Genomic DNA, 14,584 nt, shown 5'->3' on the forward strand with positions numbered 1-14,584 from the left:
AACATGAGTCAGGCAACACAAGATTCCGTTCGCGAGGACGGTGTCATCGCAAGCGTGAGTGGTCCGGTCGTGACCGCCCGTGGCCTCGACGCCCGCATGAACGACGTCGTCTACGTCGGCGACGAAGGGCTGATGGGCGAGGTCATCGAAATCGAGGGCGACCTCACGACTATTCAGGTGTACGAAGAGACCTCCGGCGTCGGTCCCGGCGAACCCGTCGAGAGTACGGGCGAACCGCTGACCGTCGACCTCGGTCCCGGGATGATGGACGCCATCTACGACGGCGTCCAGCGTCCGTTGGACGTGCTGGAGTCGAAGATGAACTCGGCGTTCCTCGACCGCGGTGTCGACGCGCCGGGTATCGACCTCGACAAGAAATGGGAGTTCGAACCCACCGTCTCCGCGGGCGACGAGGTCGCTTCCGGCGACGTCGTGGGGACGGTCCCCGAGACCGTGACCATCGAACACAAGGTCATGGTCCCGCCGGACTACGAGGGCGGCGAAGTCGTCGCCGCCGAAGACGGCGAGTTCTCCGTCACCGAGACGGTCGTCGAACTCGACAACGGCGAGGAGATCACGATGCACCAGGAGTGGCCGGTGCGTCAGGCTCGCCCCGCCGCCGAGAAGAAGACTCCGCGCGAACCGCTCGTTTCGGGACAGCGCATCCTCGACGGGCTGTTCCCCATCGCGAAGGGCGGTACGGCCGCGATTCCGGGTCCGTTCGGCTCCGGAAAGACCGTCACGCAACACCAGCTCGCCAAGTGGGCCGACGCGGACATCGTCGTCTACGTCGGCTGTGGCGAGCGCGGTAACGAGATGACCGAGGTCATCGAAGACTTCCCGGAACTCGACGACCCGAAGACGGGCAACCCGCTTATGGCCCGGACGTGTCTCATCGCGAACACGTCCAACATGCCTGTGGCGGCCCGCGAGTCCTGTATCTACACCGGAATCACCATCGCGGAGTACTACCGCGACATGGGATACGACGTCGCGCTGATGGCCGACTCCACCTCCCGGTGGGCCGAGGCCATGCGCGAGATTTCGTCGCGTCTCGAAGAGATGCCCGGCGAAGAGGGGTACCCCGCGTACCTCGCCGCGCGCCTCTCCGAGTTCTACGAGCGCGCCGGCTACTTCACGACCGTCAACGGCGAGGAAGGCTCGGTCTCCGTCATCGGCGCGGTTTCGCCGCCGGGCGGCGACTTCTCCGAGCCGGTCACGCAGAACACCCTGCGTATCGTCAAGACGTTCTGGGCGCTCGACGCGGACCTCGCAGAGCGCCGTCACTTCCCGGCGATTAACTGGAACGAGTCGTACTCGCTGTACCAAGAGCAGCTCGACCCGTGGTTCGTCGAGAACGTCGAGGACGACTGGGCCGAAGAGCGCCAGTGGGCCGTCGACGTGCTCGACGAGGAGAGCGAACTGCAGGAGATCGTTCAGCTCGTCGGCAAGGACGCCCTGCCGGAGGACCAGCAGTTGACCCTCGAAATCGCTCGCTACCTCCGCGAGGCGTACCTCCAGCAGAACGCGTTCCACCCGACGGACACGTACTGCTCCCCCGAGAAGACGTACGGAATCCTCACCGCCATCCACGCGTTCAACGACGAGGCGTTCAAGGCGCTCGAAGCCGGCGTCCCCGTCGAAGAGATTCAGGCCATCGAGGCGGCTCCCCGGCTGAACCGCATCGGTGTGCAGGAAGACTGGGAGGCGTACATCGAGGACCTCACAGCAGAGATCACCGAGCAGCTCCGCGAGCTGTACTGAGACCATGAAGGAATACCAGACCATCACCGAAATCAGCGGCCCGCTGGTGTTCGCCGAGGTCGACGAGCCGATCGGTTACGACGAAATCGTCGAAATCGAGACGCCCCAAGGCGAGACCAAGCGCGGACAGGTCCTCGAATCCTCCGAGGGCCTCGTCGCGATTCAGGTGTTCGAAGGCACGAGCGGTATCGACAGGAACGCGTCCGTCAGGTTCCTCGGTGAGACCCTCAAGATGCCCGTGACCGAGGACCTCCTCGGGCGCGTGCTCGACGGGTCCGGCCAGCCAATCGACGGCGGCCCCGAGATCGTCCCCGACGAGCGTCGGGACATCGTCGGCGCGGCAATCAACCCCTACTCCCGCGAGTACCCCGAGGAGTTCATCCAGACCGGCGTCTCCGCCATCGACGGCATGAACACCCTCGTCCGCGGCCAGAAGCTCCCCATCTTCTCCGCGTCGGGGCTTCCCCACAACAACCTCGCGCTCCAGATCGCCCGTCAGGCGACGGTGCCCGAGGACGAAGAAAGCGGCGAAGAGTCCGAGTTCGCAGTGGTCTTCGGCGCGATGGGTATCACGCAGGAAGAGGCGAACGAGTTCATGGAGGACTTCGAGCGCACGGGTGCACTCGAGCGCTCCGTCGTCTTCACGAACCTCGCGGACGACCCCGCAGTCGAGCGGACGGTCACGCCGCGACTCGCGCTGACGACCGCCGAGTACCTCGCGTTCGACAAGGACTACCACGTCCTCGTCATCCTGACCGACATGACCAACTACTGCGAGGCGCTCCGCGAAATCGGCGCGGCTCGCGAAGAGGTCCCCGGTCGCCGTGGCTACCCGGGTTACATGTACACCGACCTCGCACAGCTCTACGAGCGTGCGGGTCGTATCCAGGGACGTGACGGCTCCGTCACGCAGATTCCCATCCTCACGATGCCGGGTGACGACGACACGCACCCGATTCCTGACCTGACCGGCTACATCACCGAGGGTCAGATCTACATCGACCGCGACCTCAACTCGCAGGGCATCCGCCCGCCGATCAACCCGCTTCCGTCCCTGTCGCGTCTCATGGACGACGGTATCGGCGAGGGCCTCACCCGCGAGGACCACGCCGACGTGTCCGACCAGATGTACGCGGCGTACGCGGAGGGTGAAGACCTGCGCGACCTCGTGAACATCGTCGGCCGCGAGGCGCTGTCGGAGCGCGACAACAAGTACCTCGACTTCGCCGAGCGCTTCGAAGCCGAGTTCGTCAATCAGGGCTTCGACACGGACCGGTCCATCGAGGATACCCTCGACATCGGCTGGGACCTCCTGTCGACGCTCCCGAAGTCCGAGCTCAACCGCATCGACGAAGAGCTCATCGAGGACTACTACGACGAAGACACCGAGTCGGTCGAAGCGGAAGCCTAGACCGCGGCGAACGCCGCGTTCGTCCCTCGGTTCGATTCTCCGCTTCTATTCGCGCCGTTCGTTCTTCGAGCCGTGCGGCCGCGCGTCGCCCGCGAGAACTTCCTTACGTCTCGGCCACGACGACTCCCCATGAACACCACTTCGTCTCCCGCCCGCGTCCTCGCGGTCGTCGGTCCCGCCGTCGACCGGGAGCGACTCGTGGACGCGCTCTCGCCGCTTTCGGTGTCGGTCGCCGGGTCCGCCGAGGCCGTGGTCCGACGCGCCGAGGCCGAACGGGTCGACTGCGTCGTGCTCGCGACCGACCGCCTCGCGGACGTCGAGGCGGTCCACGGGGCAATCGCGGTCCCGCTCGTCGTCGTCGTCCCGCCCGATGGCGACCTCTCCGCGGCGGCCGCCCGGGACGCCGGCGCGGCCGACGTGGTTCCCGTCGTCGATTCGAACCTCTTCGAGCGGCTCCCCGAGCGCATCGAGAGCGCCGTCGCGTGGCGTCGCCGCGGCGCGGCGGCCGCGAGCAAAATCACGGAGGACCTGAAAGAACAGGCGATAGACGAGGCTCCGGTCGGAATCACCATCGCCGACTGCTCGTTGCCCGACCGACCGCTCGTCTACGTCAACGAGGCGTTCGAGACGACGACCGGCTACTCGGCCGACGCGGCGCTGGGGCGGAACTGCCGATATCTTCAGGGGCCGAACACGGACCCCGAGCGAGTCGCCGAACTCCGCCGGGCCATCGAGGCCGAGGAGGCGGCGTCGGTCGAACTGCTGAACTACCGCGCGGACGGCGAGACGTTCTGGAACCGGGTCGACGTCGCGCCGCTGAGCGGGCCGGACGGCGAGGTGACCCACTACGTCGGCTTCCAGACCGACATCACACAGCGGGTGCGCGCCGAGGCGGCCGCCGAGCGATACGCCGCGAGAGTCGACGAGGAGCGCGCGCGGCTCCAGACGCTCGTCGAGCACATCGAGGGGCTGTTGGAGGACGTGACGAGCGCGCTCGTCCGCGCGGAGAGCAGACAGGGTCTCGAAGCCGCCGTCTGCGACCGAGTCACCGCCGCCGGCTCGTTCGACTGCGCGTGGGTCGGCCACTGCGACCTCTCGCCGGCGGTCATCGTCCCGAACGAGCGGGCCGGAACCGACACGGAATTCCTCGACGACCTCGAAATCAACCGGTCTGACTCCGGCGACCCCACGGCTCGTGCCGCGGAGACGCGAACCGTGCAGTCGGCGACCGTCGGCGAGGGGAGCGTCCACGCCGAGACGGTCGTCCCGTTCGATTCGGTCATCGCGATTCCGCTGGTCCACCGCGATGCGCTCTACGGCGTGTTAACCGTCTACACCGACGCCGCGGAACTCGACGACGAAGTACGGGTGGTGTTCGGAACGCTCGGGCGGGCGGTCGGTGCGGCCATCGACGCCTTCGAGAGCCGGCGGTCGTTGCTGTCCGACGAGCGGCTCGAACTCGAAATCGAGGTGCGCGACGACACGCAACCGCTGGTCCGACTCGCCGCCGCGGGGGACTGCGAACTCTCGTACCGCGGTTCGGCCCAACATGACGACGGAACGGTGAGTCTGTTCGTCTCGACGCACCCCGCGACGGAGTTCGACGAGGCCGACACCGCGCTCGACGGCCTTCGAAGCGTCGACGTCCTTCCCCGCGGCGACGACGCCGAACTCTACGAACTCACCTTCGCCGACGGGTCGCTCGTCCACCTCGTCGCCGACGCGGGGGGGCGACTCGTCGACCTCGAAGTAGACCGCCTCGGCTGTCGGCTCACGGTGGTCGTCCCCGACCGCGTGGGGGGGCGCGCGCTCCTCGACGACCTCAAGGCAGTCGCGGCGAACGCCGAACTTCGCTCCGTCACGAACCGGTCCGAACCGCCGGAGGCGCGCCGCGAGTTCGTCGCGAGCGTCAACGACGACCTCACCGACCGCCAGCAGTCGGCCCTCCAACTCGCCTACCTCGGCGGGTATTTCGAGTGGCCGCACGCCGTCACCGGCGACGAACTCGCGGAGACGATGGGGGTCTCCCGGGCGACGTTCCACCAGCACCTGCACGCGGCGGAGCGCAAGCTTATATCACGATTTTTCGACAAAGACCCATACTAGTCGGGTATCCTTTGTTTGCCTGCTGAGCGCCAACCTCTGGATGTACCATGGCAACACCTGGTAGCGAATCACTCTGGTTGTGGATTGGAACGCTGGGAATGGCGCTCGGAACACTGTTCTTCATCGCCCGTGGCTGGGGGGTCGAAGACGAGGAACAGCGACGGTTTTACATCATCACCATCTTCATCACGGCAATCGCGTCTATCGCGTACTTCGCGATGGCGACGGGCTTCGGCCTCACCGAGGTCAGCGTCGGCGGACAGGCGCTCGACATCTACTGGGCTCGGTACGCCGACTGGCTGTTCACGACGCCGTTGCTGTTGCTCGACTTGGCGCTTCTCGCGAAGGCCACCCGCAACACGACGTACACGCTCGTCGGTCTCGACGTCATCATGATCGTCACGGGTGTCGTCGGCGCGCTCGTCACGTCGTCACCGGCCCTTCGAATCGTCTGGTGGGGAATCAGCACGGCCGCCTTGGTGTTCCTGCTGTACTTCCTCGTGGGCGCGCTCCGCGAGGCGGCGTCTCGCCAGACCGACTCGGTCAGGCGGCTAACGACTCGCCTCCGCAACATGCTCATCGTACTCTGGGTGGCCTACCCGGTCGTCTGGATACTCGGGACCGAAGGGACCATCGGCGTGCTCCCGCTGTACTGGGAGACCGCCGCGTTCATGGTCCTCGACCTGACCGCGAAGGTCGGGTTCGGCTTCGTCCTCCTCCGGAGCCACACCGTCCTCAACGAGGCGTCACAACAGACCGGTGTCGCTTCGACGGCCGACTAGCGGGGCCGTCCAGTCGTCGCTGTCCCGGTACGACCGCTCACCGACCATCTTTCCGCGCGGCACCGTGCCACTCACAGTTTCGCACACCCATGAGTTCCACGTTCACCTACGTCGACTTTCACATCGTGTTCGTTCTCCCGCCGCTCGCGGCGCTCGCCGCCGTAACCGCGTGGCTCCGCTCGGACGCAACCTCGGCGTGGTGGCTGTCCCGGTTCGGTGGCCTCGGCGTCATCTCGGCGGTCGCCCTCGCGTACGCGACGCCCTGGGATAACTACCTCATCTCGCAGGGCGTCTGGTGGTACGGCACCGACACCGTCGCCGCGACCGTGTGGTTCGCACCCGGCGAAGAGTACCTCTTCATGCTCTTCCAACCGGTCGGCGTCGCGCTCTGGCTCTTCGTGCTCCCCGGTTCGGACCGCGTCGCGAACGTCCGTGTCGCCCGGCGTGAACGCCTCGCGGGCGTGCTCGCCGGCGTCTTCGTCTCGCTCCTCGGCCTCGCGCTCCTCGGCGGTCGCACGTACTACCTCGGTGCGATTCTCGCGTGGGCTGGTCCCGTGTTGACGCTCCAGTGGGGTTTCGGCTGGCCGTATCTCTGGGCGCGCCGCCGGCTCGTCGCGGTCGCGGTCGCGGTGCCGACCGCCTACCTGTGGGTCGCTGACTGGACCGCGCTCCGACTGGGCGTCTGGTCTATCTCGCCTGCCCACACGACGGGTGTCGGCTTGTTTGGTCTCCCGGTCGAGGAGGCGCTGTTCTTCGTCGTCACGAACCTCTTTGTCGTCCAAGGGCTCGTGCTGTTCTTCTGGGTGGTCGAGAGATGGACCTGACCAGCGGCTGGGGCGACTCCGCCGGTCCCAACACCGCGGTGCGACGGCTCGTCCGGCTCGTCTTCGCCCCAGCGTGGGCCGTCTTGGCGCTTGTCGCGGCGCTTTCGGCGGTCGGCTACGTGCCCCCGGTGTCCGCCCAGTACGCGCTCCTCGTCGGGAGCGCGCTGTTTCTCGGCCTCCCGCACGGCGCGTTCGACCACCTCGTGGTCCCGCGCGCCCGCGGGAACGAAATCACATCACGGTCCCTTATCGCCGTCGGCGGCCTCTACGCGCTTCTCGGCGGGGGGTACGCCGTCGTCTGGTTCTTCGCCCCCGATGTCGCGTTCGTCGGGTTCCTCCTCGTGACGTGGGTGCATTGGGGCCTCGGTGACCTCGCCGCAATCGTCCTCGTCGCCGACCGGACGCATCTCGTCGGGCGCGGGCGGCGGTTCCTCACGGCGGCCGTCCGCGGTGGGATTCCCATGGTCGTCCCGCTCGTGGCCGCGCCGGTCGCGTACCGAACCGTCTCCGAGAACGTCGTCAGCCTGTTCGGGACCGAACCGACGCTCGGCTGGCTGTTCGCCCCCGAGCTCCGGGCGGCGCTCGGTGTCGGGTTCCTCTGTCTCACCGTCGCGGCGCTCGTCGCCGGGCGGACCGGTGTCACCGACGGAGCCACGCGCTCGTCGTGGCGGCTCGACGCAGGGGAGACCGTACTTCTCTGGGTGTTCTTCGCGGTGGTCCCGCCAGTGTTGGCTATTGGACTGTACTTTCCGCTTTGGCATTCCGCTCGACACCTCGTGCGCGTGGCGCTTCTGGACGCGCCGACCACGGCGGCGCTCTCCGAGGCCCGCGACGGACCCGCGCTGGAGCGACTCGCGCGAGACGGCGCGCCGATGACCTTCGGCGGCCTCGCCCTGTTCGGCATCCTCGCGCTCGCGTTGCCCGCCGGTGTCGCCACCGTCGAAGGTCTCGCCGGCGCGTACCTGGTGCTTCTGGCCGTTCTAACGGTTCCACACGTCGTCGTCGTCTCCCGCGTTGACCGACTCCAGCGCGTGTGGTGACCGGCGACCTGTACTCAGACCGTCAGTTGTGTCGGGCCACCGACCGCGACGCGCTCCTCTCACGACCGATTTCGGGCGGTCCAGCCGGCCAGACAGTAAAAGATTAACACCCCAGGCGAACAACCCCCGCCAACGATGGCCGAAGACGTCAAGCCGACCCGCAAGAACTTGATGGCGATCGAAGATCGCATCGAACTCTCCGAGCGGGGCCACGACACGCTCGAACAGAAGCGTGACGGGCTCATCATGGAGTTCATGGACATCCTCGACCAGGCCCAAGACGTGCGGGCCAACCTCAATCAGGACTACGAGCGCGCGCAGAACAAGATCAACATGGCCCGCGCCATGGAGGGCGACGTGGCGGTTCGCGGCGCGGCCGCCGCGCTGAAGGAGTACCCGGAAATCACGACGCAGTCGAAGAACATCATGGGCGTCGTCGTCCCGCAGATCGAGTCCTCGCGCGTGAAAAAGACCCTCGACCAGCGCGGCTACGGCCTGCTCGGCTCCTCGGCGCGCATCGACGAGGCCGCGGACGCCTACGAGGAACTCCTCGAATCTATCATCCTCGCCGCGGAAGTCGAGACGGCGATGAAGAAGATGCTTGAGGAAATCGAGACGACGAAGCGCCGCGTCAACGCGCTCGAATTCAAACTGCTTCCGGAGCTCTACGACAATCAGGAGTACATCGAGCAGAAGCTCGAAGAACAGGAGCGCGAGGAGATTTTCCGTCTGAAGAAGATCAAGGCGAAGAAGGAAGAAGAAGAGAAGGAAGAACGCGCCGCGGCGGCGGCCGAAGCGGAAGCGGAAGCGGAGGCGGAAGCGGCAACGGCCGACTGACCGGACTCCCCCGTTTTCTCTCTCTCCCGATGTCGTTTTCCTCTCGGTCGGGTCTCCGACCGCTTTTCATCGCACCGGCGCGTAGGGACTCCCATGTCCTGTCCCGACTGCGACGGCGAACTCGCCGTCTTCGCGGTGCCCGAACCGCTCGAAGCCCACGCGCCCGAGGGGGCGTTGACCGTCGGACTGTGCGCCGACTGTCTCGGACTCCACCCGACCGAGGTACCGCCGAGCGAAGGTGAGTCGCGGCCGCTCGCGGACGCGCTTCCCGAGGGCGACGCGGGCGCGGCGGTCGCGCTCCTCGTCGGGATGCTCGACTCGCTGGCGCTCAACCGCGCCGGCATCGTCGACTGCGTCGAGTTCGCCGAGCGGTCGGGGACTGACGTGCATCTCACTCTCGACCGGCTTCAGCGGGCGGCGACGGAGCCCCACTTCGACGTCGCTCGTCGGCAGAGCCAGTTGGACGCGTTCCTCTGAGCGCCGCCGCTCTGTGCTGTCGAAACCGTGGCGTGAAGACGCCGAGGAGGAGTCGTTTAGACGCCGGTGGAGTACCGGAGGATACCGGCGATGCCGCCGAACGCGTCGTAGAGCTGTTCGCCTTTCTCGAAGTCGGTGCTGATGAACTTCGTCTCGGTGCCGCGCTGGTCTGCGAGGTCCATGAGCCACTCGACGACGTCCTCGCGTTCTTTCAGTTCGGCCTCCGAGCCGTCGTCGCACTCGTGAGTGGGCGTGTCGCGGCGGTGGTCGACGAGTTCGTACTCCTCTTGGCCGCCGCAGTCGTAGACGGCGATGTCCTTTCGGAGGTCCTCGGAGATGAGGAGGCGGTCGACCGACCCCATCACGAGGTTCTTCCGCGTCGCCTCGAACCCGTAGGTGGACTCGTTGCCGCGGTGGAGCTTCTCGAAGAACTCCTCCATCTGCCTTTTGTCCTTCATGACCTCCTGGTCGGCCAGCGCGTCCTGACCGGCGTCGACGAGGTCGTAGAGCCCGGACTCGTCGGTGTAGGCCACGTCGAACTTTCCGACGACGAGGTCCTGCAGTTCGTGGTGGAGGTAGTCGCCGTCGAGGAACTCGTCTTTCGTCGGCGAGGGACCGCCCACGAGGATGCCGTCCATCTCGTGTCGCTTGGGGACGAACAGGTCGTTGCCCATGCCGGCGACCTCCTGATAGAAGTTGTCGATGGCTTCGAGCCGGAGGCGGGCGAAACGCTGGGCGGACTGGCCACCTTTGCGCTGTTTGCCGGGGACGAGCGACGAGGCGCTCTTGACCGGCTCGACGCGCTTGCCCTTGAGCCAGCCGACGTTGGCCTCGCGGCGGTCGAGGACGATGAGGCCGAACAGGCCCTTGTCCATGAGCATGTCTTCGAGCGGCCCGGTGAGGAAGTTCGAGTCGCAGTGGTACCGGAACGACTGAATCGGCTCCGGTGGGCTTTCGAGTACCTTGGTGACCATATCGGTCTGGCCACCGCCGGAGTCGACCGCACCGGAGAACATGACGATACCGCGTTCCGGTGGGAAGGTATCGTAGTATCGGAGGCGGTCTTTGATGCTCGTCAGGGCGTCTTGGACGTTCGTTCGCGTCTGCTTCGATTTGATGTTAGACGCTTCGCTGTGCTCCGTGATGACGTGTTCGACCACGTCGGAAATCTGCTTGTCTTCGGGGATGTAGATGGTGACGAGCTGAGTTCCCGACCCTTCGTACTCTCGCAGGTCCTCGATGACCTTCTTGAACTCGTACTTTCGGCGGTCTTCGCTCGCCTCCTCGGCGTCGCTACTCATCACTCCACCTAGTCCCTCCAGCGGCTAAGTAACCTTTGACTGGGCACGCCCCGCGGTATCTCGCCGCATGAGCGGCCGTACGACCCGACCGCGGAGACGGGAGCGGTCGGAGAACATTTATGTGGCTGTCACGGGTGGACTTCGACGTTGGAATTATGGCCCGGGTGTACGCAGTTGCCAGCGCGAAAGGCGGGGTTGGAAAGACGACGACCACGGCCAACCTCGGGACGACGCTCGCGATGGCCGGTCACGACGTCGTCGTCGTCGACGGTGACCTCGGGATGCCGAACCTCGCCGGCGCGCTCGGCGTCGACCCCGACGGGGCGACGCTCCACGACGTGTTGACAGGCGAGGCGGCGGTCGAGGCGGCCGTCTACGACGGACCGGCGGGACTCTCGGTGGTCCCCGGCTCGAACGCCCTCGAAGCGTTCGCGACGGCGAACGTGAAGGAACTCGACTCCGTCATCTCGTCGCTCGAAGCCACCCACGACATCGTCATCATCGACACCGGCGCGGGGCTGAGCGACGACACGTTCGTCCCGCTGAAGCTCGCCGACGAGGTCGTCTTGGTGTCCACGACGGAGCGCGAGGCGCTCGGCGACACCGAAAAGACCCGACAGCTCGGCGACCGTATCGGTGCTGACGTGGTCGGCGTCGTCCTCACGCGGGTCGACCAGTCGAACCCGAACGCCGAGGTGGTCGCCTCGCTCCTCGACGCCGGGGTTATCGCCGTCGTCCCGGAGGACCCGGCCATCCGCGAGGCGCTCAACACGCAGATTCCGGTCGTCGCCCGCTCGCCCGACAGCATCGCGGCCGCGGGCTACCGCGCGCTCGCCGAGGCGCTCACCGGTCAGCCGGTTCCGATTCCGGACGCCGCGGGCGAGGCGGCCGAGTCGGAGGCGGACGCGGCCGACGGCGACGCCGACGCGTCGGAGACCGACGAACACGCCTCAGTTGTGCGGGGCGACGCCGAACCCGCCGACGAGTCGGCATCGGCTCCGACCCCCGAGCGAGACGCGGATTTGGACCCGAAATCGGCCCCCGAACAGGTGTCGGCCACCGAACAGATGTCGTCCCCCGAGGCCGCCCCCGACGACGTCGCCGCCGCGGTCGCTGACGAAGACCGAGCCACGGCCGCCCCCGAGGCCGAATCGGAACCGAAAGCCGAAGCCGAACCAGAAGCCGAGGCCGAAGTTGAGCCGGAAGCCGAAGCTGAACCGGAAGCCGAGGAACGGGCTGACGCTGATTCCGGCTCCGACGACGAGTCCGCGACCGACGACGACCTCGCGGCGTCGGTCCCGTTCTCCGGTGGCTCCGTCGGGGACTCGAACGCCTCCGTCGTGGAACCTGGCTCGTCCCCCGCCGAAGACGCGGGTGACTCCGGCGCGGTCGAGGAAGTCGACTCTACCGTCCCCGACCAGGACGCCGCGGCGGACGCGGTGGACGCGCCGGCCGACCCGCTGGCCGCCGACCCCGAACCGGTCGGCGACGACGAACTGATCGGCGACGGCGAACCCGACACCGACCCGCTGGCGGCGGACCTCGAAGCGGTCACTCGCGGGACGTCGACGGCCGACGAGGAGGTGGTCGGCGGCACCGACGGTGAACCCGCCTCGGATACCGACGCCACTCCCGGTCCGGATGTCGACGTTGACCCCGGTTCGACGGGCGCGGACCCGCTCGCGGAAGGGGCGGCCGGGCCCGACTCGGTCGGCGACGCGCCCGCCGGCTCGGACTCGGACGAGTCGCCCGAGGCCGCGGAACCGGAGGCGGACGCGCCCAGCGCGGCCGAACCGCTCGTCGCCGAGGCTGAGCCGAGCGCGTCCGGGACCGACGCCGACGTGGACGCTGACGACGCGGCCGACGACGGCGAGGAGGAGGGCGTCTACACCACCTCGCTCGTCGAGGAGGTCGAGTCGTTCGAGGACGACGGCGACGAGAAGAAAAAGGGGTTTTTCAGGCGCTTCCTCGGCTAAACGGGAAGGCCTTTTACTCGCGTCTGCGGAATGGCCTCTATGGCAGAATCCGAGTCCGTTCCCTTCTGGTGGATAGTGCTGTTTCTCGTCCTCGCGCTCGGCAGTGGTGCCGCCGTCGTCTTCTCGGTCGGCGGGTCGCTCATCGCTGGGACCGCGGCGCTCCCGCTTTTCTTCTGAACCGCTCGAAAAAAGCCGCCGCCGAGGGACTCGCGTAGCCCGCGGTCACATCGACTCGGGCGCTTCTACGCCCACGATGGCGAGCGCGTTCGCCACCGCGTTCCGCGAGGCCTCGACGAGCGCGAGTCGGGCCGCGCCGACCTCCTCGTCGGCGTCGAGCACGGGGCACTCGCGGTAGAAGGTGTTGAACACCTCGGCGAGTTCGCGGGCGAACGTCGCCACGGTGTGGGGTTCGAGGTCGTCGGCCGCGGTCTCGACGACCGCGGGGAACCGCGCGATGGTCGCCAGCAGGTCGCGCTCGGCGTCGGTCGCCAGCACGGCGGGGTCGACCTCGCTCGCGTCGAGACCGGCGGCGGCCGCCTCGTCGGCGATGCCGCAACAGCGCGCGTGGACGTACTGGATGTACGGCGCGGACTGGGCCTCGAAGTTGAGCGCCTGGTCCCATTCGAAGGTGATGGTCTTCGTGGGCTGTTTGGAGACGATGTCGTAGCGGACCGCGCCGATGCCGACCTGCCGGGCGATGCGGTCGATGTCGGCCTCGTCGAGGTCGTCGTCGCGGGTGCGGCCTTCGAGGCGGGTCTCGACTTCGTCGCGGGCGCGGTCGATGGCCTCGTCGAGGAGGTCGTCGAGCATGACGCCCGTCCCCTTGCGGGTGGACATCGTCTCGCCGCCGGGGAGGTTGACCCACGAGTAGATGACGTTCTCCAGTTTGTCCACGTCGTTGCCGAGGATGTCGAGCGCGGCGCGGAGCTGGCCGGACTGGAGCTTGTGGTCCTCACCGAGGACGGTCACGGCGCGGTCGTAGTTGTCGAACTTCCACTCGTGGTGGGCGAGGTCGCGCGTCGTGTACAGCGAGGTGTCGTCCGAGCGGAGGAACACGAGGTTCTTCTCGAAGCCGTAGTCGTCGAGTTCGAGTTGCCACGCGTCTTCCTCGTAGACGGCGTGGTCGGTCTCTTTGAGGCGTTCTGCGAGGTCGCGGGTGCTCCCGTCGAACATGAACCGCGTCTCCTTGACGAACTCGTCGAACTCCGCGGGGAGGCGTTCGAGGCACTCGCGCATGCCGCCGAGCACCTGGTCGACCACGGTCTCGACGCGGGCGTAGGTCTCCTCGTCGCCTTCCTCGATACCCTGGAGAATCCCGGTGATTTCGGCTTCGGCCCGTTCGACTGCCTCGGAGTCGGCTTCTTCGAGGAAGGCGTTGCCCTTGCGGTAGTAGCGAACGAGGTCGTACTCGACGCGCTCGCGGGCGGGTTCGCCTTCGAGGTCGTCCTCGTCGAACGTCTCGTAGGCCCAGGTGAAGACGGCCATCTGTCGGCCGGCGTCGTTCACGTAGTAGTGGCGGTCGACGTCGTTGCCGGCGAAATCGAGCAGGTTGGCGACGGCGTCGCCGATGACCGGGTTGCGGGTGCGGCCGACGTGGACCGGACCGGTCGGGTTCGCGCTCGTGTGCTCGACGACGACGCTGTCGCCGGTCGCGGGCAGGCGACCGTACGCCTCGTCGGTCGCGGCGGCTTCGAGGGTGTCGTCGTAGTAGGCGTCCGAGACGTGAAAGTTGACGTACGGCCCCTGCGTGTCGACCGCGGCGAGGTAGTCGTAGCCCTCGACGGAGAGTTCCTCGGCTATGTCGGCGGCGATTTTCGGCGGCGGCGCGCCGACGACCCCGGCGAGTCGGAAGGCGACGCTGGAGGCGAGCGTCGCGGGTACGTCCTCCGGCGGTTCCTCGACCCCGAGGTCGTCGGTGGGCAGGTCGAGCGACGAGAGCGCCGCAGAGAGCGCCGTCTCGACCTCCTCACGGAACTGTCTGAACATGTACGCGGATTCTCGATAGGCGGCTAAAGGCCTTTCCGAACCGCCCGAGCGACCCGCGGGTCGCGTCGGCTTGGGACGCT

Annotated in this window: 12 protein-coding genes; 10 read left to right on the forward strand and 2 right to left on the reverse strand. The window is 67.2% G+C overall.

Translation table 11 applies throughout. The features are described from left to right. Positions 1 to 3 precede the first annotated feature (3 nt). From ACFQI8_RS11345 to ACFQI8_RS11380, 8 genes are all read left to right on the forward strand, one after another. Positions 4 to 1,764: an ATP synthase subunit A gene (locus ACFQI8_RS11345; RefSeq protein ID WP_390244837.1), complete on the forward strand. Its 1,761-nt coding sequence runs from the start codon at positions 4 to 6 to the stop codon at positions 1,762 to 1,764. Between the two features lie 4 nt (positions 1,765 to 1,768). After that, on the forward strand, positions 1,769 to 3,175 hold the full coding sequence (locus ACFQI8_RS11350) for an ATP synthase subunit B (protein WP_390244839.1): 1,407 nt from the start codon (positions 1,769 to 1,771) through the stop codon (positions 3,173 to 3,175). A 129-nt stretch (positions 3,176 to 3,304) separates the two neighbouring features. Further along, positions 3,305 to 5,281, forward strand: coding sequence for a bacterio-opsin activator domain-containing protein (locus ACFQI8_RS11355; protein WP_390244841.1), 1,977 nt, complete (start codon positions 3,305 to 3,307; stop codon positions 5,279 to 5,281). Positions 5,282 to 5,328: 47 nt separating this feature from the next. Next, positions 5,329 to 6,063 carry a bacteriorhodopsin gene (locus ACFQI8_RS11360; protein ID WP_390244843.1) on the forward strand — a complete coding sequence of 245 codons (735 nt, stop codon included), beginning with the start codon at positions 5,329 to 5,331 and terminating at the stop codon, positions 6,061 to 6,063. Between the two features lie 89 nt (positions 6,064 to 6,152). Then, positions 6,153 to 6,887: a lycopene cyclase domain-containing protein gene (locus ACFQI8_RS11365; protein ID WP_390244845.1), complete on the forward strand. Its 735-nt coding sequence runs from the start codon at positions 6,153 to 6,155 to the stop codon at positions 6,885 to 6,887. After that, positions 6,878 to 7,927, forward strand: a complete 1,050-nt coding sequence (locus tag ACFQI8_RS11370; protein WP_390244847.1) for a Brp/Blh family beta-carotene 15,15'-dioxygenase — start codon at positions 6,878 to 6,880, stop codon at positions 7,925 to 7,927. The genes ACFQI8_RS11365 and ACFQI8_RS11370 overlap by 10 nt, the downstream gene beginning before the upstream one ends. 135 nt (positions 7,928 to 8,062) lie before the next feature. Further along, the gene (locus ACFQI8_RS11375; protein WP_390244849.1) at positions 8,063 to 8,764 is read left to right on the forward strand and encodes a V-type ATP synthase subunit D; all 702 of its coding nucleotides are present in this window, start codon (positions 8,063 to 8,065) and stop codon (positions 8,762 to 8,764) included. Between the two features lie 93 nt (positions 8,765 to 8,857). Beyond that, entirely contained in the window at positions 8,858 to 9,241 is a 384-nt protein-coding gene (locus tag ACFQI8_RS11380) for a DUF6276 family protein (RefSeq protein WP_390244851.1), read from the forward strand. Positions 9,242 to 9,297: 56 nt separating this feature from the next. Here the strand turns inward: ACFQI8_RS11380 and prf1 are convergent, their stop codons facing one another. Next, on the reverse strand, positions 9,298 to 10,542 hold the full coding sequence (prf1, locus tag ACFQI8_RS11385) for a peptide chain release factor aRF-1 (protein WP_390244853.1): 1,245 nt from the start codon (positions 10,540 to 10,542) through the stop codon (positions 9,298 to 9,300). Positions 10,543 to 10,697: 155 nt separating this feature from the next. Here prf1 and ACFQI8_RS11390 point away from each other — a divergent pair, with 155 nt between their 5' ends. Next, positions 10,698 to 12,518 carry a cell division ATPase MinD gene (locus tag ACFQI8_RS11390; RefSeq protein WP_390244977.1) on the forward strand — a complete coding sequence of 607 codons (1,821 nt, stop codon included), beginning with the start codon at positions 10,698 to 10,700 and terminating at the stop codon, positions 12,516 to 12,518. Positions 12,519 to 12,557: 39 nt separating this feature from the next. Beyond that, complete coding sequence (locus tag ACFQI8_RS11395) at positions 12,558 to 12,695, forward strand: hypothetical protein (RefSeq protein WP_390244855.1); 138 nt, start codon at positions 12,558 to 12,560, stop codon at positions 12,693 to 12,695. A gap of 45 nt (positions 12,696 to 12,740) precedes the next feature. Here the strand turns inward: ACFQI8_RS11395 and argS are convergent, their stop codons facing one another. Next, on the reverse strand, positions 12,741 to 14,504 hold the full coding sequence (gene argS, locus ACFQI8_RS11400) for an arginine--tRNA ligase (RefSeq protein WP_390244857.1): 1,764 nt from the start codon (positions 14,502 to 14,504) through the stop codon (positions 12,741 to 12,743). Positions 14,505 to 14,584 lie beyond the last annotated feature (80 nt).

The organism is Haloferax chudinovii (assembly GCF_042663345.1).
Classification (GTDB): domain Archaea; phylum Halobacteriota; class Halobacteria; order Halobacteriales; family Haloferacaceae; genus Haloferax; species Haloferax chudinovii.

Bases quoted from the DNA above. Each gene is read 5' to 3' on its own strand.
- ACFQI8_RS11370 (WP_390244847.1), top strand. From the start codon at position 6,878: ATGGACCTGACCAGCGGCTGGGGCGACTCCGCCGGTCCCAACACCGCG.
- prf1 (WP_390244853.1), bottom strand. From the start codon at position 10,542: ATGAGTAGCGACGCCGAGGAGGCGAGCGAAGACCGCCGAAAGTACGAG.
- ACFQI8_RS11365 (WP_390244845.1), top strand. From the start codon at position 6,153: ATGAGTTCCACGTTCACCTACGTCGACTTTCACATCGTGTTCGTTCTC.
- ACFQI8_RS11355 (WP_390244841.1), top strand. From the start codon at position 3,305: ATGAACACCACTTCGTCTCCCGCCCGCGTCCTCGCGGTCGTCGGTCCC.
- ACFQI8_RS11390 (WP_390244977.1), top strand. From the start codon at position 10,698: ATGGCCCGGGTGTACGCAGTTGCCAGCGCGAAAGGCGGGGTTGGAAAG.
- ACFQI8_RS11345 (WP_390244837.1), top strand. From the start codon at position 4: ATGAGTCAGGCAACACAAGATTCCGTTCGCGAGGACGGTGTCATCGCA.
- argS (WP_390244857.1), bottom strand. From the start codon at position 14,504: ATGTTCAGACAGTTCCGTGAGGAGGTCGAGACGGCGCTCTCTGCGGCG.
- ACFQI8_RS11375 (WP_390244849.1), top strand. From the start codon at position 8,063: ATGGCCGAAGACGTCAAGCCGACCCGCAAGAACTTGATGGCGATCGAA.
- ACFQI8_RS11395 (WP_390244855.1), top strand. From the start codon at position 12,558: ATGGCAGAATCCGAGTCCGTTCCCTTCTGGTGGATAGTGCTGTTTCTC.
- ACFQI8_RS11360 (WP_390244843.1), top strand. From the start codon at position 5,329: ATGGCAACACCTGGTAGCGAATCACTCTGGTTGTGGATTGGAACGCTG.
- ACFQI8_RS11380 (WP_390244851.1), top strand. From the start codon at position 8,858: ATGTCCTGTCCCGACTGCGACGGCGAACTCGCCGTCTTCGCGGTGCCC.
- ACFQI8_RS11350 (WP_390244839.1), top strand. From the start codon at position 1,769: ATGAAGGAATACCAGACCATCACCGAAATCAGCGGCCCGCTGGTGTTC.